At 61.7% G+C, this 16,431-nt stretch carries 17 protein-coding genes; 4 read left to right on the top strand and 13 right to left on the bottom strand.

The window, feature by feature from the left end; all coding sequences use genetic code 11:
- Window positions 1-111: 111 nt before the first annotated feature.
- The 3 genes from BSG20_RS20905 to BSG20_RS20895 all read right to left on the bottom strand — a co-directional run bounded on the left by BSG20_RS20905 (window position 112) and on the right by BSG20_RS20895 (window position 3,442).
- Window positions 112-735 carry an outer membrane protein gene (locus BSG20_RS20905; protein ID WP_072378134.1) on the bottom strand — a complete coding sequence of 208 codons (624 nt, stop codon included), beginning with the start codon at window positions 733-735 and terminating at the stop codon, window positions 112-114.
- Window positions 736-946: 211 nt separating this feature from the next.
- Window positions 947-2,512, bottom strand: a complete 1,566-nt coding sequence (locus tag BSG20_RS20900) for a putative bifunctional diguanylate cyclase/phosphodiesterase (protein WP_072378136.1) — start codon at window positions 2,510-2,512, stop codon at window positions 947-949.
- A 366-nt stretch (window positions 2,513-2,878) separates the two neighbouring features.
- The gene (locus BSG20_RS20895) at window positions 2,879-3,442 is read right to left on the bottom strand and encodes a histidine phosphatase family protein (RefSeq protein WP_072378138.1); all 564 of its coding nucleotides are present in this window, start codon (window positions 3,440-3,442) and stop codon (window positions 2,879-2,881) included.
- A 224-nt stretch (window positions 3,443-3,666) separates the two neighbouring features.
- Between BSG20_RS20895 and BSG20_RS20890 the strand changes: the two genes are divergently transcribed.
- The 3 genes from BSG20_RS20890 to BSG20_RS20880 are packed head-to-tail and all read left to right on the top strand — an operon-like array spanning window position 3,667 to window position 5,286.
- Window positions 3,667-3,876, top strand: a complete 210-nt coding sequence (locus BSG20_RS20890; protein WP_072378140.1) for a CbtB domain-containing protein — start codon at window positions 3,667-3,669, stop codon at window positions 3,874-3,876.
- Window positions 3,877-3,889: 13 nt separating this feature from the next.
- The gene (locus tag BSG20_RS20885) at window positions 3,890-4,633 is read left to right on the top strand and encodes a CbtA family protein (RefSeq protein WP_072378142.1); all 744 of its coding nucleotides are present in this window, start codon (window positions 3,890-3,892) and stop codon (window positions 4,631-4,633) included.
- A 41-nt stretch (window positions 4,634-4,674) separates the two neighbouring features.
- Entirely contained in the window at window positions 4,675-5,286 is a 612-nt protein-coding gene (locus BSG20_RS20880; RefSeq protein ID WP_072378143.1) for a hypothetical protein, read from the top strand.
- On the opposite strand, the gene BSG20_RS20875 is transcribed toward BSG20_RS20880, so the two are convergent.
- Both BSG20_RS20875 and BSG20_RS20870 read right to left on the bottom strand, forming a co-directional pair.
- A complete protein-coding gene (locus BSG20_RS20875) occupies window positions 5,283-6,002 on the bottom strand; it encodes a helix-turn-helix domain-containing protein (protein ID WP_244541371.1) in 720 nt (239 codons plus the stop codon). The two genes, BSG20_RS20880 and BSG20_RS20875, sit on opposite strands and share 4 nt — an antisense overlap.
- Before the next feature lie 248 nt (window positions 6,003-6,250).
- Window positions 6,251-6,907 (bottom strand): sulfite oxidase-like oxidoreductase, encoded by a 657-nt coding sequence (locus tag BSG20_RS20870; RefSeq protein ID WP_072378147.1) that lies wholly within the window; start codon window positions 6,905-6,907, stop codon window positions 6,251-6,253.
- A 279-nt stretch (window positions 6,908-7,186) separates the two neighbouring features.
- On the opposite strand from BSG20_RS20870, the gene BSG20_RS20865 reads away from it, so the two are divergent.
- The gene (locus tag BSG20_RS20865; protein ID WP_072378149.1) at window positions 7,187-8,377 is read left to right on the top strand and encodes a M20 aminoacylase family protein; all 1,191 of its coding nucleotides are present in this window, start codon (window positions 7,187-7,189) and stop codon (window positions 8,375-8,377) included.
- Window positions 8,378-8,440: 63 nt separating this feature from the next.
- Here the strand turns inward: BSG20_RS20865 and BSG20_RS20860 are convergent, their stop codons facing one another.
- The 8 genes from BSG20_RS20860 to BSG20_RS20825 form a co-directional block, all read right to left on the bottom strand.
- Window positions 8,441-10,219: an adenine deaminase gene (locus BSG20_RS20860; protein WP_072378151.1), complete on the bottom strand. Its 1,779-nt coding sequence runs from the start codon at window positions 10,217-10,219 to the stop codon at window positions 8,441-8,443.
- Window positions 10,216-11,136: a nucleoside hydrolase gene (locus BSG20_RS20855; protein WP_072378153.1), complete on the bottom strand. Its 921-nt coding sequence runs from the start codon at window positions 11,134-11,136 to the stop codon at window positions 10,216-10,218. The genes BSG20_RS20860 and BSG20_RS20855 overlap by 4 nt, the downstream gene beginning before the upstream one ends.
- A gap of 4 nt (window positions 11,137-11,140) precedes the next feature.
- Complete coding sequence (locus BSG20_RS20850; protein ID WP_072378155.1) at window positions 11,141-12,166, bottom strand: ABC transporter ATP-binding protein; 1,026 nt, start codon at window positions 12,164-12,166, stop codon at window positions 11,141-11,143.
- Window positions 12,159-12,938 (bottom strand): ABC transporter permease, encoded by a 780-nt coding sequence (locus tag BSG20_RS20845; RefSeq protein WP_072378157.1) that lies wholly within the window; start codon window positions 12,936-12,938, stop codon window positions 12,159-12,161. Before BSG20_RS20845 ends, BSG20_RS20850 begins: the two co-directional genes overlap by 8 nt.
- Window positions 12,935-13,762, bottom strand: coding sequence for an ABC transporter permease (locus BSG20_RS20840; RefSeq protein WP_072378159.1), 828 nt, complete (start codon window positions 13,760-13,762; stop codon window positions 12,935-12,937). The genes BSG20_RS20845 and BSG20_RS20840 overlap by 4 nt, the downstream gene beginning before the upstream one ends.
- 60 nt (window positions 13,763-13,822) lie before the next feature.
- Window positions 13,823-14,845, bottom strand: a complete 1,023-nt coding sequence (locus BSG20_RS20835) for an ABC transporter substrate-binding protein (RefSeq protein ID WP_072378161.1) — start codon at window positions 14,843-14,845, stop codon at window positions 13,823-13,825.
- Between the two features lie 19 nt (window positions 14,846-14,864).
- A complete protein-coding gene (locus tag BSG20_RS20830; protein ID WP_072378163.1) occupies window positions 14,865-15,890 on the bottom strand; it encodes a LacI family DNA-binding transcriptional regulator in 1,026 nt (341 codons plus the stop codon).
- A 160-nt stretch (window positions 15,891-16,050) separates the two neighbouring features.
- Window positions 16,051-16,431, bottom strand: a 381-nt coding sequence (locus BSG20_RS20825; RefSeq protein WP_177309867.1) for a TolC family protein, incomplete at its 5' end; no start/stop codon positions are given.

Genomic DNA, 16,431 nt, shown 5'->3' with positions numbered 1-16,431 from the left:
CTAGAAAGCGAACGGACCGCCTTTCGCGGCGGTCACCGTCAGATCAAAACGAAGCCCGGGTATGTCCGGGCTTTGTCATTGCCTGCCCGTTCGTCGGCAGGTTCAGGAATCTCAGAACTTGAAGCCGACGCCGACGGTGACAACGTTCTGATTGAAGTCGGTGTCTACACCGAGCAGATCCTTGCTACCGTAATCGTTGTAGCGATACTCGACCCGCCCGAAGACGTTGTCGGTGAAAGCGTAATCCAAGCCGGCTCCAACGGTCCAGCCCGAGAACGTGGCGTCGTCATTGCCGACGGGTGTGTTGACATGGCCTCTTGCGCCCGTCCAGCCGGCGGCTCCATAGAACAGCGCGTGATCGAGAGCGTAACCGACGCGGGCGCGGACGGAGCCTGTCGTATCGAACTTGTATTCGTTGACCCCAACAGTTTCCTCGTTCCAATTGTAGGAAACGTCACCTTCGACGCCGAGCACTATATTGTTGTCGAGTTGCCAGTTGTATCCGGTGAAGCCGTTGATGAGGCCGCCGTTGAGGCTGGCGTCGCCGATGCCGGAGAAGTCACCGTTGCCCCAGGCGCCACCACCTTGCAGGCCGACATAGAAGCCATTCCAGGTGAAAACCGGTGCGGCTTGTGCAACCGGGGCTGCCGGCGGCTCGCTCACAAGGTCAGCGGCGGATGCAGCCCCCGCAAGGCCAATAAAGGCCGCCGAGGCAGCAATTATGCGAAGATACATGATAAATCCCTCTCCTATGACAAGGGTCCACTTCGTTTGCACACCAACCGAGCCGGGCGCGGTCAATGATCGCGGCCCATGCGGCATGGAGATACACTTTCAGTGGAAGTGTCCGCCCGCAGGACCAACGAGCTAACGTTGCCCTGCTTGAAAGGGTTCCATCACGAATTTCTGATGTGCGAGGTGGTGAGCGGCGCGTATTTCGCGGCGCTTATCCGCTGGCAAATGCCTCGTCACCATCGAGAACGAAAGAGCGCGTCGCTTCGGCAGGCATGGCCTTGCCGAAGAGATAGCCCTGTCCGACATCGCAGCCGAGCTGAAGCAGGTGCCCGAGTTGGCGATGCTCCTCGATGCCCTCGGCAGTGGTCTGGATGTTGAGACTGCGGCCGAGGCCAAGCATTGCGCGGATGATCTTTTCCTGGCGCTCATCATCGCGGTAGGTCGCGATGAAGCTCTTGTCGATCTTGATCTTGTCGAAGCGATATCGGGCGAGTTGGGCAAGGCTTGAGTAACCCGTGCCGAAATCGTCGAGGGCGATCTGGACGCCAGCATCGTGGAGCTCGTCCAGAATGATGGCGGCAACCGCCGGATCCTGAATCAGCGCATTCTCGGTGATCTCGATCTCCAGGCGGCGCGGTGGCAGGCCATTTGCCGAAAGCACCTTGAAGATGCGCGGTGCCAGCAGCTTGTCCTCCATTTGCACCGGAGAAATGTTGAACGACAGGGTGACGTGGTCGTCCCAGGCCAGGGCATCCCTGCAGGCCTGCGCCAGTAGATCTTCGAAGAGCTCAGTAATCATTCCGGTTTCTTCGGCAATCCCGATGAAGACCGGCGGCGGAATGGCTACGCCCTCTTCATCCGTCCAGCGGGCGAGCGCCTCGAAGCCGCAGACCTTGCCGCTCTTGAGATCGATCAACGGCTGATAAAACGGTCGGATCGCCTTCGTCTGGATTGCGACGCGCAGCTTGGATTCCAGCGTTGCGCGCTTTGCCACCTTGTCCTGCATCGAGGCTTCAAACGCCATATGGTGGTTGGGTCCGCGTGACTTGGCCTCGTACATGGCCAGGTCGGCACGATGGGCTGCGTCCTCGAGCGGTTCCCGACCCTGTTCCCAGCGATCGTAACCGACGCTGGCGCCGACTTCGACGGCAAACCCATTGATATGGATGGGGCGTGTTACGGCCTGGATGAGCAACCGCGCGAAGCGTTCCTCGTGCCGGGGGGAGAGGCCGAGCGCAACGACGACAAACTCGTCGCCGCCAAAACGATAGACGCAATCAGCATTTCCGATCGCACATATCCGCTTTGCCACTTCGATCAGCAGGGCGTCGCCGCCATTATGGCCGACGAGATCATTGACCTTCTTGAAGCCGTCGAGGTCGACCGAGAAGATCGTAACATTCTGCTCCCACTCGTCGTCTTCGACGTCGGTCTTCGTCCTTCGCGGAAGAACTTTGCGCTCGAATGCGTAACGGTTGGGAAGCTTGGTAAGGTGATCGTGGGTTGCCGTCCAGTCGGCCTTAGCCTGGGCGCTGGCTCGCAATTCCATCTCTTTGCGCAGGTCGACGATGCGCAAGATCGAATAGACGAAGCTCATGGCGCCGCCGATGCCAAGCGCAAGGACGAGCTTGTCTGCACCATAGTTCTCGTAGGCGCCAACGAAAGCGACCAGCCAGTTGTCCAATTCGAGGATCGCGCCGACGAGCCACAGCGTTAACCCCCACGCCATGACCAACAGGCATTGCCTCCCGGCCCTGCTCTGGAAGAATTCCGGCATGCTTCACTCCATCTCCACCCGGGCGCCGGTGTATCATTGAAGTCTGAAGGGTATGTTGAAACCAAAGGGTGAATTCTTGGTATCTGCACTACGGCGGAAGGGAGACTGGCTCGAAAGGCGAACGGTGCAGGCGCCCGCCTGTCGTTCTCAGGGCCTGATCAGCAGGGATGCGCCGATGACAAGCAGGAGAAACATCACAACGGCGGTCGTGCGTAGCAGGCGCGTGCGACGCATCTGCGCGCCGCTCCAATCATAGGGCATGCTTGATCCTCCTTGGGGCAAGGATTGACGGCCCGACGGCGTCGGGTCGGAAAGCTATGGCATGGCGCGCTTGCGTAAGGCTGGCCTAAATTATCGCCTTGAAAATTAGGCCGTTGTGCCTTCGACGCGCAGTGACCAGCGGCTTCCATTGCTCGTCATGTGGACGATTGCGAGTGGTTCGATGTCGGCGATCCAGAATGACGCGACGGGTGCGTTCAGCGTGCTGATGATGGCCGCCCTAATAACCGCGGCATGGGTAATGGCGACGATGTGGCCGCCGGCCTGCAAGCGCTGGCTCAGCCAGGCGTTTACACGCGTGCACACGGCATCGATTGCCTCACCACCATGCGGAGCCTCCTCCGGCCGCGCCATCCAGGCCGCAAGGTTTTCCGGCTCCACTTGCTGGATTTCGGCGATCGAACGTCCCGCCCAGCGGCCAAAATCGCAGTCGGCGAGCGCGTCCGAGAATGCGGGCTGCAGGCCGAGCGCATCGGCCGTCTGCCGCGTGCGCAAAGTCGGGCTAGCGAAGACGTTATCGGCGTGCCGAAAGCGGGGTGCAATTGCCTGCGTGGCGATGACTGCCTTCTCATTCAAGGGCTCGTCTAAGGGGAAGCGTGCCTCGCGGTTGGCGGCGGTCGAGCCATGGCAGATCCAGGTGAGGCGCGTCATCACGTTGTTCGTCTCCGGATAACAAAGGAGGGTGGCCTGTCACTGCATGAAGTTTCGTTGACAGGTCCGAAGCCGCAGATATAACGGTGTTGTTGTGGGTTTGGAAACCGGTGAAATTCCGGTGCGGTCGCGCCACTGTGATCAGGATGAGGATACCTCAGACTGGAAGTCAGACCCTACCACGCAACAATTCTCGACTGAACGCGTCATTCCAGGAGGAATACATGTCTGACTCTACTTTTGCGCCCGTCGCCGCACCGACCCCGATTCCGGTTGGCGAGCTTTTGCCCTGGGCGATCTTCGGCGGTCTGCTGATGCTCATTGCCATCTACTTCGTCGGCACAGAAGAGGGCGCGATGGCACTTTTCAACGGTATGTACGTGCACGAGTTCGTGCATGACGGCCGGCATCTGCTCGGCTTCCCCTGCCACTAAGGGAGTTCCGGACATGGTTGGAAATCTTTTGCTTCGCGGGATGCTCGCGGGCCTGATCGCTGGCGTCCTCGTTTTCGCCTTTGCCCACACCTTTGGTGAGCCGCTTGTCGACCAGGCGATTGCATTCGAGGAAGCCGCTGCCCAGGCGGCAGGCGAAGCTGGTGAACCCGAAATCGTCAGCCGTGCCACGCAGGCGGGCTTTGGTCTGTTCACCGGCGTGATGGCTTACAGTATCGCCGTCGGTGGCCTGTTTGGGCTCGTCTTTGCTTTCGTCCAAGGCCGGTTCAGCACGCTTGGAGCGCGCGCAACGTCTGCGGTCATTGCGATTGCGGCCTTTGTTGCCGTTGTCATCGTGCCCAACATCAAATATCCCGCCAACCCACCGGCGGTCGGCAACCCTGACACGATCGGCGTCAGGACCGAGCTGTTCTTCCTGATGATCGTCGTTTCGATCGCCGCGCTCGTTGCGGCAATTGCGCTTGCACGCCGCCTGTCGCCTCGGTTTGGGGTTTGGAATGCGGCGATTGCAGCAGGTCTCGCCTATATCGTCTTCCTCGGTCTCGTGCAGTATCTGCTGCCACCGATCAACGAGGTGCCGGAGAATTATTCGGCGATAGTCCTCTGGCGTTTCCGTACGACTTCGATCGGCATGCATGTGATCCTCTGGGGCGTCCTTGGCCTGGCCTTCGGCGCACTCGCCGAACGCAAGCTTGGTGTCGCTGCCAGCTCGCGCGGACGCGCGCCGGCTTTTCATTGATCGGAGAAGGCTCCGGAGCGTTCCGGAGCCTGAACCAGGCGATGACCAACCGGCGTTCCATTTTCTTCGTGGCAATGATAGCAGTGCTGCAGCTGTGGTCTGTTGCGGCAAGCGCGCACCAGCCGAGCAGCAGTGGTCCCCACACCGGCATCGCAATCGCTGAAATCTCACACGGCGAAATGATCATGATCGCAGAGTATCGCGATCGGATCATCGGTCTCGCGGTGCGCGCCACGGACACGAACGAGCCGTTCCGCCGCGTACTCAACTATGCGCAAATCCAGCACGCCTACTGCCTCTGGGGAAAAATGCCCGGTGGCGTGACGGACGAGGCCAGTCCATTCAATGAGTGCTCGCATGCATATCTCGCCGCAGCGAAGGCCGTGCTGCTATCGATGCGCGGCATGGGCGGTGAGGCCGTCGAGGCCGACGCCATCGTCTCGGCGATCGATGCCGGCATGGTGCTGCGTGGCCTGGCGCTGATCACTTGCCAGTTTAGCGGTGAGGCGTTCAATACTGCCGATGTCATTCGCCCGGCGTGGAAGGACGTTCCGCTGCATCCTGCCAGCATGGTGACGTTGACGGCGCTCGCGGCGGCGCTGCTGGCTGTGGTCTATTGCGGGCGGCGCCTGCTTCGGCGGATCACGCCCTAGCTCTTCTCCACATCGCGGTCGAAGTGCGTGGCAACCAGCATGGCTGCGAGGTGCACAGTATTCTTCGCGCCGTAACGCTCCTTCATGCGCTCCAAGCGGTGCTCGACCGTCCGATGCGAGAGTCCGAGATCGGCTGCGATCTCCTTGGCCGTCGCGCCTTCCGTCAAAAGCTGGATCACCGCTTCGTCAGTCGCATCCATGCGGGCTTGCTGCTGCGGCGGGTTGAACATGAAGCGGCCATTCGAGACCGTCAGCAGCCAGGATGGGCGCCGCGCCGCTGTCTTTTGCGGAAGGATCAACCGCTCATATCCGAGGTTGACGCCAAGCACCCTCGTCTTGACCAGTTCCATCGAAGGCTTCCGCGTGGCGATCACCTCGCGATAGCGCGGGATAACGGCCGTTTCCATGTAGGCACGATCCTTGAACTCGCCGATGCGTTGATCGGCAAAGAGCTTGTTGATGTTCAGGAGACGTGAACTGAAGCCAGAGGGGCGCACGACCTTCAGATACCATTGCAGCGGATCCTCGCCGTCGAGAACGACGAGCGTCATCCTCATCCTGATCGTCAGAAGGTCGAGGACGTCGCGATAGATATCTTCCGGCGCGGCAGGCAGCTGGGGGGTGGTATGCAACCACGCATCCAGCAGCTTCTGCGTGACTGTGTGAAATGAAGTGTCCTTGTTCATCAACCCATACGCGATATCTGGAATCGGCATACAACAACAACCCAAAATGGGTAGAGGTCAATAGTGGACTGCGTTCAAATCGTCGTAAGGCATTAATTCGAAAAATATATTGCTTTCTGTATCTATTCTGAGGCGAGTTTGCACTCATGCGAACTACCCGTTAAACGGGTTTCTGGTCGCGGCCGTCGAGAGGCAGCGGCAGGGTATCTGGCAAACCATAGCGCGCAGAATGCGGTGACGGCTCTGTCATCTGGCACCGGCAGTCATCGCGACTGGTATCAGGAATAGCGCTGTTCACGCCAGGGATCGCCATGCATGTGATAGCCGTTCTTTTCCCAGAAGCCCGCTGCGTCGGCCGGCAGCAGATCGATACGCCGCAGCCATTTCGCGCTTTTCCAGAAATAGAGATGAGGGACGACGAGCCGCATCGGCCCGCCGTGGTCGCGCGTCAGCGGCAGGCCTTCCCAGGAGGTTGCGAGGATCGCATCCTCGGCGGCGAAGTCGAAGAGCGGCAGGTTCGTGGTGTAGCCGTCGTAGCTCGTCAGCATTACATACCGGGCCTCCGGTTTCGGCATCGCATGATCGAGCAGGTCGCGGGTCGACACACCCTTCCATCTGTTGTCGTAGCGCGACCATGTGGTGACGCAATGAATGTCTGTGACCTTGGTGCTCTGCTCAAGCGCCTGGAAGGCGGCCCAGGTGAGATCAAGCGGAGTTTCGACAAGTCCGCGGACTTCCAGGCGCCAGGTCTCGGTGGAGATGAGCGGCTGCTGGCCGAGATCCAGGACAGGCCAATTCTTGACGAGGTGTTGTCCGGGCGGCAGGCGTTCGGTGTCCGGACGACTGATGCGGCCGGTGAGAAATTTTCCCTCCGCGGCCCAGCGGCGCTTCGATGTGGTGAGCTTGCTGTCGCTCGAAGTGTGATCATCGCTCATCGTTGGCCCTTTCGCGTTGCGGCGATTAGGCCATCCGGTTTTGGACAGTGTCAAGCGTGCGCCGATAGGATCGGGTGCGTGCGCTCAGCATCTGCGGGACGTGATATCTCCCGCGCCGGCCAACCCTTGCCGAAATGCCGCGTCCGCACGCTCGACGGCGCGAGAGCGTGGTATAAGCCGTTCGAGAAGGTTGAATTTTCGGGCTGATTGCGGAATAAGGAATGGATTGCGACGGGCGCCGTTCTGGCGCCCGCTTGCATTTACAGGACTTCCAGGCCCATGCTCATTCACGCCGGGATCGAGACCGATCTGCCCTTCCTCACCGAGTTGCGTCGCGATCTGCACGCACATCCCGAGCTCGGCTTCGAGGAGGAGCGCACGAGCGCCATCGTGGCGAAGCTTCTGCAAGAGGCCGGCATCAAGGTCCATCGGGGGCTTGGTGGCACGGGCGTGGTCGGCACGCTGCAGGTCGGCAACGGTGCGCGGACGATCGGATTGCGGGCGGATATGGACGCGCTTGCGATGCCTGAGGTGGCCGATCGCCCCTACAAATCCAAATTTGCCGGGAAAATGCATGCTTGCGGGCATGATGGACATACGGCGATGCTGCTCGGCGCGGCGCGACATCTGGCGGCAACACGCGACTTTTGCGGGACCGTGCATTTCATCTTCCAGCCGGCCGAGGAGGGCAGGGGCGGCGCACGCAAGATGGTCGAGGACGGCCTGTTCGAGCTGTTCCCGTGCGATGCCGTCTACGGCTTGCACAACATGCCGGGCCTTGCCGTCGACGAAATCGCCGTCGTCGAGGGGCCGCGACTGGCATCGTCCGACAGCTGGCGCGTAACGTTTCGCGGCACAGGTACGCACGGCGCCAAGCCACACCTCGGCAAGGATCCGATCACGGCGGCCGGGACGTTCCTTGCGTCTTTGCAGACGATCGTCGGGCGTGTCGTCGATCCGCTGCAGCCGGCCGTGATCAGTGCATGTTCGTTGCGGGCCGGCGACCCGAAGGCGCTCAACGTGATACCCGACACTGTTGAAATTGGCGGTACGGCTCGGGCCTATTCGCCTGAAGTTCGCGATCAGCTCGAGGAAGAAATCGGCCGGCTTGCGACCGGTACGGCAGCGATGTTCGCCATTGCGGTCGACTATCAGTTCGAACGGCGCATCCCGCCTGTCGTCAACGACAGGAACGCCACCGAGCGTGCGCTCGGTGCAGCCGTCGCGGTGTTCGGGGAAAACGTACGTACGGATTTTCCGCCCTCGACCGCCGGCGACGATTTCGCTTTTTTCGGCCAGAATGCGCCGGGATGCTACGTCTGGCTCGGCAACGGGCCGGCTGTCGATGGCGCCCTGCATCACAATACGGCGTATGACTTCAATGACAGTGCAATCGGCTACGGCGTGGCCTTTTGGACTACGCTGGTCGAGCGCGAGCTGAAGGTCGAGCTTGAGGTCGTTGGCCGATGAGGCACTTGTCGCCATGGCCGAGCGCACACGGGGCAAAACGCCCGGATGCGGCTATTCCTTGCGCTAGAGAACCTCGATCACAGGGCTCTCGAGAACCTTGCCGGTCAGGACGTCGGCGGTCCCGCGATCCGTCTGATGCGGGCCAATGTTGCAGGCAAGCGTTGCGCCGAAGCAGGCCTTGAAAACGAGGTAAGGCGGTTTCCAGTCGACGATCTTTTCCATCGCCTTTCGGACCGCCCTGAAGGAGGCGGCCGTCTCCTCCAATGGCGCGTCGGTGGCAAGGCCGGATACTGGCAGAGGCAGAAGGGTTTCAACCTGACCATCCCTGGCCACGGCCATCCCGCCGCCTGCCGCAATCACAGCATTGGCAGCGACCGCCATGTCACGTGCATTGCCGCCGAAAACCGTGAGGTTGTGGCTGTCGTGGGAAACCGTCGTGCAGAAGGCACCACGCCATGTTCCCCAACCCGTGAGGAAGCCGACGCGCGGACGCCCATCGGCTTTTCCGTGCCGATGCGCGACCGCAATCATGGTGCTGCCGGCGGGAGGCACGACGAAACCGTCTTTGACGACGGTTTCGGCTTCGCCCCATTGCGTAAACCGCGGGCGATCGATCGTGGCGACGCGAACCCGCCTTCCTTCGGCTGGTACCCTGAAGTCGTTCTCCGTCAACGCTGACAGCTTGACCGAGTTTTGCAGGGCTGCAATCTCGAAGGACGGCATGCGGACGTTCATCTCGCCGGCCGTCGATACGATCTCGCCATTGGCGATGACAATCTTCGTGGCGAAGTCAACCAGATCTTCGAACAGGACGATGTCGGCCCGCCGGCCAGCAGCGATGAGGCCAAGATCCGAACGCTTCAATCGCTGCGCTGCGTTAAGGGTTGCTGCCCTCAGCGCCCACTCCGGCTTCATTCCATACCGGACGAGCCGGCGAATCACGTCGTCGAGGCCGCCTGCGTCCTTCAGTTCGTCCGGGAAGACGTCGTCGGTGCAGAGCGTGATCGTTGACGGCAGATGGCCGATGGCGTTGAGGGCACTCACGAATTCCTGCAGCAAGTGGTCGTGCGAACCGCGCAGCTCAATGGTCAGGCCGGCCGCCAGTTTCTGCAGCAGATCGGCGCTGGAGGTCAGTTCATGATCGGAGGTGACGCCAGCGGCCATGAAGGCGTTCAGATCGGCGCCTTCGAGCCCACGCGCGTGTCCGCAGACCAGTTTTCCGGAGGCGAGACCGGCATTGACGATTGCGGTCATGCGGGTATCGCCGCCGATGACACCGCGCATGTTCATGACCTCGGCAACGCCGCCGACGTCAGGCCAGCGGAGCATTTCGGCAATGACCGCGGCGTCGAAATCGGCGCCGGCGACTTCAAGCCCCGGGGCGGAGGGAACGCATGAAGGAGCAAGCACGATCGTGCGGAGCGGCAGGCCGCGGGAGGCTTCGATCGCCCAGCGCACGCCGTCAAGGCCATGCACATTGCCAAACTCGTGCGGATCCCAGACGATCGTTGTGACACCACGCGGAACGACGGCTGCAGCATACTCGGCCGGTGTCACCATGGAGCTTTCGATATGCATGTGGGTATCGATCAGGCCGGGCGAAATGATCCTGTCTGTGGCGTCGATCGTTTCTGTTGCGTCTGTACGGCTGGCAGGCGCATGGACGCTTGAAATCAGCGGCCCCACGATGCCGATGTCGGCTTCGCGGGTAAGGCCGGTGACGGCATCCAGCAGGCGTCCACCTGATAGCAGGATGTCGAAAGGTGCATCGCCGCGTGCGGCGGCAACGGCGCGCGCGCGAAGCGTAGGATCGTTGAGGTCACTCGGTTCCGGGGCGCTCATCGGCTGGCCTCATCGATCAATGCGCCGAGAATGAGGGCGCGCGCTTTCTCGACATCGATGTCAATTGCGTATTCCGCATTGAATGTGGCGTGCGTCGCCCGCGTCTCAACAACGGTGCGGCCGCGGGTATGCTGGCCCTGCAGTTCAGCGTCGATCCGCGCAGGACGGAAGCTGGCGATCTCGGGCGTGGCAAAGGCGACAGCGGCGCAGGGGTCATAGATCGCCATTCCATGTCTGCCACGGCTCGTGCCGATGCCGATGTAACCGTCGAGCATGTCAGCGAGCAGCGTCGCATTGCTGCCGCCTGCGCCTCGCACCGGCGCGATGTCGTCGGGCGTTGCGACGACCTTGCGGCAGAGATCCAGATCGACCATGCGCAGCGGCAGGCCGTGGGCGAGAACGATGGCGAGCGCTTCAGGGTCGGCCAAGGCGTTGAACTCGGCCGATGCGGTGTGATTGCCGGACGTGACGGCACCGCCCATCCAGGTCAGTTCCGTGATCCGGGCGGCAAGGGCGGGGCGTGCCAAGGCCACGGTGGCGATGTTGGTTAGTGGTCCGAGCGCGAGGATGCGATGCGGGCCGTCCGCCTCCAGCCAGCGGCAAAGCGCGGTAAACGCATCGCTCGTGTCCAAGGGCGGGGCGGCAGGCAGGCCTTTGCCCTTGGTCGGGATGCCGGTCTTGCCGAGGATCGCCTGTGCCGTCTCGAGGGCACCGAGAACGGGCATGGCCCGGCCGGTGTGAATAGGGAAGGCCCAGCCGAAGGCCTTGGCAGCACCGGCGGCGTTGACGCGCACCTGGGGCAGCGGCGTGTTGCCGAAGACGAGCGAGATGCCTGATACGTCGAGCTTCATGTAGGTCACCACGAGGATCGCGGCGATATCGTCAAAGCTCATGTCGGTGTCGATCCAGACGCCCATGATGTTACCTGTAACGTGAGAGGGGCGCTGCTGCGGCAAGCGGCAGGTCGAATGCGAGCGTGGCGCCGATCGTATGGGCCGGCAGCTCGGCATCGACCTCGGCTTTGATCGCGCCAAGCGGTGTATCGAGGAGATATTCGCGGGTGTCTCCAGCAAACGAGGTGCCGCGCACGGTGCCTTGGAAAGGACCTGAACCAAGGGTCACCATGCGCGGACGCCAGGCTAGGCCCTTTGCGGCCTGTGGCGCTGGACCTGAAAGCGCAACGACGCTGTTGGATGTCGCAAGCTTCCCATTCTCCAACGCAAAGACGTTTTCGAAGCCGACGAAATCGGCGACGAAGGCCGAGACGGGCTTGTTGTAGATTTCCTCAGGCGTGCCGATCTGCTCGATGCCGCCGTTCACCATCACCACGATCCGGTCGGCAAGCGCCAGCGCCTCGATCTGATCGTGGGTGACGAAGATCATGGTGACGCCTGTCTCCTTCTGGACGCGCTGCAGTTCGGCGCGCATTTCCAGGCGCAGGCGCGCATCGAGGTTGGAAAGCGGCTCGTCGAGCAGCAGGACCTTCGGCTCCATCACCATGGAGCGGGCGAGCGCCACGCGCTGCTGTTGGCCGCCCGACAGCTCCGCAGGCTTGCGATCGACGAACTTGGCAAGGTCGACGGACCTTATGCCGGCGCTGACCTTGGCGTCGAGATCCTTGCCGCCGATGCCTTTCAGGCGCAGGCCGAAGGCGACGTTCTCGTAGACCGTCAGGTGCGGAAAGAGGGCGTAGGACTGGAAAACGAGGCCGACATTGCGCTTGTTGGCCGAAACGCGTGTGATGTCGTCGCCGTCGAGTGTTATGCGGCCGGAGACCGGTCCGAGCAAGCCGGCGATTGATCGCATCGTGGTCGTCTTACCGCAGCCCGACGGGCCGAGGAGGGCGACGAGTTCGCCCTTGGCGATCGCGAGATCGAGACCCTTCACCGCGACCGTATCGCCGTAGGCAAGCGTCAGCTTGTCGAGTTGAAGATAACGGTCAGACATAGCGAGAAAATCCCAGGAAGCGCTCGGCAAGGAAGACGATGCCGATGGAGAGGAAGGCGAGCAGCGAGGAGAGCGCAGCAATCGACGGATCGTAGGTGGTTTCCATGTAGCCCAGCATGTCGATCGGCAGGGTGCGCACGCCAGGCCCGGACAGGAAGAGCGAAACGGGAACCTGGTTGAAGCTCGTCACGAAGCCGAGAATGAAGGCGGCCAGGATACCGCCGCGAATATTGGGCATCACGACGCGGAAGAAGGCGCCGACGCGCGAGGAGCCGAGCAGGACGGCCGCCTCTTCCATATCCGAGCGCAGGTTGTTTAGGCTGGCGGAAACAACACGCACGGCATAGGGCAGAACAAGCGCTGTATGCGCCACGAACAATGCGAGCGTGATATTGAAGCCGAAGGGCACGACGAGATAGCGCAGCAGCGCCAGACCAACGATGATGCCTGGAACGATGATCGGCAGCGAGACGATGGTACGCACCGCCTCGCCGAAGGGCAGCTTGTAGCGCGAGAGCGCGTAGGCGGCCGGGATGCCGAGGATGAGCGCCGAGAGCGTGCCAAAGACGGCAAGCAACATCGACATGGCGAAGCTTTCGCGGAAGCTGTCGATGGTCAAGACCTTGGTGACCCATTTCAGGGAAAGGCCCTGTGGCGGGAAGGCCAGGGTGTCGCCGGCCGAGAGCGATGCGGCAATGATGATCAGAAACGGGCCGATCAGGAAGATCAGCAGCACACCGAGAACGACCGGAGAAAGAACGCGGGCGGTCATCGCTTGTTCCTCGCCGTGGCAAGGCGCTTGAGTAGGATGTTGGCGGCAAAGCTCATGACGATCAGCATGAAGGCGATGACACTGGCTGCGACGAAATTGTTGGCAACGGATACCTGCTGATAAAGCAGCGTTTCCAGCATGAGCACCTTCGAGCCGCCGAGGACGGCGGGGGTGATGTAGGCTGTCAGCGACCCGGTGAAGACGAGCGTACCGCCGACGACGAGGCCCTCCCGGGTAAGCGGCAGGATCACCTTCCAGAAGACCTGAAACCAGTTGGCGCCTAGCACGCGGGCGGCGGGGATGGCATCCTTCGGCATGTTTTCAAGCGCGCTGATCAGCGACAGGATCATCAGCGGCAGGAAAAGCTGCAGCAGGCCGATGAAAACGGCCGTTTCTGTGAACAGCAGGCGCAGAGGCGTGTCGCTCAGACCCAGGCCGGTGATGGTCCCGTTGACGATGCCGGTGCGGCCGAGAATGACGATCCAGGCATAGGTACGGGCGACCGGCGAGATCATCAGCGGCAAGGTGATGAGGCCGATCATCCTGCCCTTGCCCTTGGGCGGCAGGTTGACGATGGCAAAGGCCGCCGCATAGCCGATCACGGCTGAGAGCGCAGTCACCTCAAGCCCGAGCCGAAACGTGCGCAGGAAGACGGTGCGGTTCAGGGACTCCGAAAAGAAGCCGGTATAGGCGCCGAGCGTCCAGCTGCCGTCGATGCGGAAGCCCTCGCAGAGAAGAACGACGACGGGCAGCAGGAAGACCAGCGCGGCAAAAACTGCTGCGGGCAGGGCAAGCGCCAGGGCTTCTGCGCGGTTTTGAAACATGACGTGACTTTCGACGGATGAAGAGCCGGCTCGGGCAAGGGCCAGAGCCGGCCTGGAGAGTTACTGACCGACCTTCTCGTTCCATTCCTTCAGCCACGCGGCACGGTTATCGAGTGCAGCTGCAGAGGGGATGAGCTTCAGGCTCTTGGCGGTCTCTTCGCCATAGGACAGGTTGTTGGCGGCTTCCTCGGAGAGCTTGACGTCTTTGTTGGCCGGGCTGTCGACCAGCTTTTCGGCGAGCTTCGTCTGGATCTCAGTGGAGAGCCAGAAATCCATGAACTGAAGCGCCAGATCGCGGTTCTTCGAGCCCTTGGTAACGACCATGACGTTCATGCCGCCGGTCTGGCCTTCCTTGGGGGTTGCCCATGCAACGGGAACATCGAGCTTGGTAAAGCCTGCCCAGGAGAAGCGGCCAATCGGCGCCGCCCAGATTTCCTCCTGCTGCATAAGCTGCACGAGTTGCGAGGATTTTTCATAGAAGGTGACGATCTCGTCCTTCTTCTCGCCCAGCGCCACGATCGCCGCCTTCAGGTCCGGGCTGTCGTTGCCGAGCGCCTGACCGAGCATGTAGAGCGCCGGTGGCCCCTGGTTGGTGGTGACGTTCGGGAAGGCGACGTGGCCGACATATTCCGGCTTCAGCAAGTCTGCCCAGGACTCGACCTTCATCTTGTCGGAGCGGTAGGCGATCGAAGTGGCATAGAAGGTGTAGCCGACGCTCATGCCGTCGCCGTTTGGATCCTTGGCGAGATCATAGAGTTTGCCGAAATTGGAGAGCTTCGAGGTATCGACCTTGTCGATCAGATCCTTGCGCGTGGCCGACAGGGCATCGGCCATGGAGACGACCGCCATGTCGATAGCGGGGTTTGCCTTATTGGCTTCCATCTTGGCGAGACGCTCGACACTGTTGCCGGTCTCGACCACGATCTTGCAGCTGCACTTCTGCTCGAAGGGATCGTAGACGATCGTCTTGAAATCGTCCTGAGCAAAGGCATAGACGGAAATCGTCAGCGTCTTTTCCTGCGCTTTCGCGGCGAGGGGCGACAGCGCCAGTAGCGCGGCGGAAGCGATGAGGGCATTCTTCATGTCAGCTGTTCTCCGTCTGTCAGGATATTCTTGTCGGATCCGCCGGCCCGGAGGATTGGCGAACAATCAGTTGCATCGGAACACGGTCGGTTTCGGATGTAACGGGCACGCCTTCGCGGCTGCCGCGCGTCTGTATGGTTTGCAGCAAGGACGAGATGGCGATTTCCGCAATGGTGTGCATGTCCATCGCCACCGTCGTCAGGGATGGGGTAACGACTGGCGACCAGATGAGGTCGTCGAAGCCGGTAACGCTTGCCATGCTGGGCACGTCGATGCCGTCACGCTGCAACTCGGTGAGAGCTCGCAGCGCCTGCAGGTCCGAGAGGGCAGCAAATGCCGTATAGCCCTCGCGCACCTTTTCAGCGAGGCCGAGGCTGCATCCGCTGCCGCCTTGCCGTTCCAGCGTCTCGATCCAGAGAGTTGCCGAACTCATCCCGGGACGCAGACCGGAACGGACACCGCCTGCACGGTCGTTCTGGACGTTCGAACCGGGATTGTTGCCGATGATGAGGACACGCCGGTGTCCGAGCTCGGCCAAATGGTTGGCGATTGCCCAGCCGCCTTGCATGTGATCGGCGGCGACCGTGTTGCCAGGCGTGGAGCCCGTATCGATGACGGCGACCGGACAGGCTGCAGCAGAAATTCGGGTCGCCCGGCGGGGCACGATCACTAGGCCCTCGACGCCGCGCTCGATCAGCCGGTTGATCGCCTCGGTCTGGGTCGCGACGTCTCCCCGGGAGTCGGCGATAAGCACGCCGTAGCCGGCGGCGCTGGCGGCGAATTCGATGGCCTGCGCAAGCTTGGGGAAAAGCGGGTTGGCGATGTCAGGCAAAACAAGGCCGATGACGCCGCTGCGGCCGGTGCGAAGCGCCCGTCCAGCCTGGCTCGGAACATAGCCGAGTTCGGCCGCGTGTTCCTTGATCCTCTCTGCCAGTTGTTCGGAAACACGGCCCTTGCCGGAGAGCGCATTGGAGACCGTCGCGACGGAGACACCAAGCGACGTTGCAATCCTGCTCAGGTTTGGTCCGGGTCGCGTTGGAGGCATGGTTTCCGACATGCGTAGATTAATCGTTTAATCATGCGTACATCAGGCCATCGGTATTGTCGAATCCAAAATCGCCGCCGCCCTCCTTTATCCTGCATTGGGAGGCGGATGGCGGCAATAAAAAAGCCCCGGTTGGCCGGGGCTTTTTGTCTGCTGTTGCTCAGCTTGCCTTTGGCGGCGCGGTGGTTCTGGGTGCGCCCGGATTGTAGCCGCCGCCGATGGCGACGTTGAGGGAGACATAGTCCTTGGCCATCTGCTGGATGGCGGCGGCCAGGCTCGCCTGGGCCAGCGAGACCTGGCGCTGCGCATCGAGCACGTCGAGCAGCGAGGAGGCGCCGTCCTTGTAGCTGGCGGTCGACAGTTCCAGGGTTTCCTGGGTCGTCTTCACCTGGGCGCGCAGCGCTTCCACCGTCTGGGCGTCGCGGCGCACCGCCGACAGGGCGTTCTCGACCTCTTCGACGGCACTCAGCACCGTCTGCTTCCAGGCCAGATACTGCGTCTTGGCATCGGACTTGGCGATGTCGACATTGGCGCGCAGGCG

Source organism: Rhizobium tibeticum, from assembly GCF_900110205.1.
In the GTDB taxonomy this organism is placed as follows: Bacteria; Pseudomonadota; Alphaproteobacteria; order Rhizobiales; family Rhizobiaceae; genus Rhizobium; species Rhizobium tibeticum.
Note: the sequence above shows the minus strand (reverse complement) of the source record. Positions and strands in the feature narration are given on the sequence as shown.

Bases quoted from the DNA above. Each gene is read 5' to 3' on its own strand.
- BSG20_RS20905 (WP_072378134.1), bottom strand. From the start codon at position 735: ATGTATCTTCGCATAATTGCTGCCTCGGCGGCCTTTATTGGCCTTGCG.
- BSG20_RS20900 (WP_072378136.1), bottom strand. From the start codon at position 2,512: ATGCCGGAATTCTTCCAGAGCAGGGCCGGGAGGCAATGCCTGTTGGTC.
- BSG20_RS20895 (WP_072378138.1), bottom strand. From the start codon at position 3,442: ATGACGCGCCTCACCTGGATCTGCCATGGCTCGACCGCCGCCAACCGC.
- BSG20_RS20890 (WP_072378140.1), top strand. From the start codon at position 3,667: ATGTCTGACTCTACTTTTGCGCCCGTCGCCGCACCGACCCCGATTCCG.
- BSG20_RS20885 (WP_072378142.1), top strand. From the start codon at position 3,890: ATGGTTGGAAATCTTTTGCTTCGCGGGATGCTCGCGGGCCTGATCGCT.
- BSG20_RS20880 (WP_072378143.1), top strand. From the start codon at position 4,675: ATGACCAACCGGCGTTCCATTTTCTTCGTGGCAATGATAGCAGTGCTG.
- BSG20_RS20875 (WP_244541371.1), bottom strand. From the start codon at position 6,002: ATGCCGATTCCAGATATCGCGTATGGGTTGATGAACAAGGACACTTCA.
- BSG20_RS20870 (WP_072378147.1), bottom strand. From the start codon at position 6,907: ATGAGCGATGATCACACTTCGAGCGACAGCAAGCTCACCACATCGAAG.
- BSG20_RS20865 (WP_072378149.1), top strand. From the start codon at position 7,187: ATGCTCATTCACGCCGGGATCGAGACCGATCTGCCCTTCCTCACCGAG.
- BSG20_RS20860 (WP_072378151.1), bottom strand. From the start codon at position 10,219: ATGAGCGCCCCGGAACCGAGTGACCTCAACGATCCTACGCTTCGCGCG.
- BSG20_RS20855 (WP_072378153.1), bottom strand. From the start codon at position 11,136: ATGGGCGTCTGGATCGACACCGACATGAGCTTTGACGATATCGCCGCG.
- BSG20_RS20850 (WP_072378155.1), bottom strand. From the start codon at position 12,166: ATGTCTGACCGTTATCTTCAACTCGACAAGCTGACGCTTGCCTACGGC.
- BSG20_RS20845 (WP_072378157.1), bottom strand. From the start codon at position 12,938: ATGACCGCCCGCGTTCTTTCTCCGGTCGTTCTCGGTGTGCTGCTGATC.
- BSG20_RS20840 (WP_072378159.1), bottom strand. From the start codon at position 13,762: ATGTTTCAAAACCGCGCAGAAGCCCTGGCGCTTGCCCTGCCCGCAGCA.
- BSG20_RS20835 (WP_072378161.1), bottom strand. From the start codon at position 14,845: ATGAAGAATGCCCTCATCGCTTCCGCCGCGCTACTGGCGCTGTCGCCC.
- BSG20_RS20830 (WP_072378163.1), bottom strand. From the start codon at position 15,890: ATGCCTCCAACGCGACCCGGACCAAACCTGAGCAGGATTGCAACGTCG.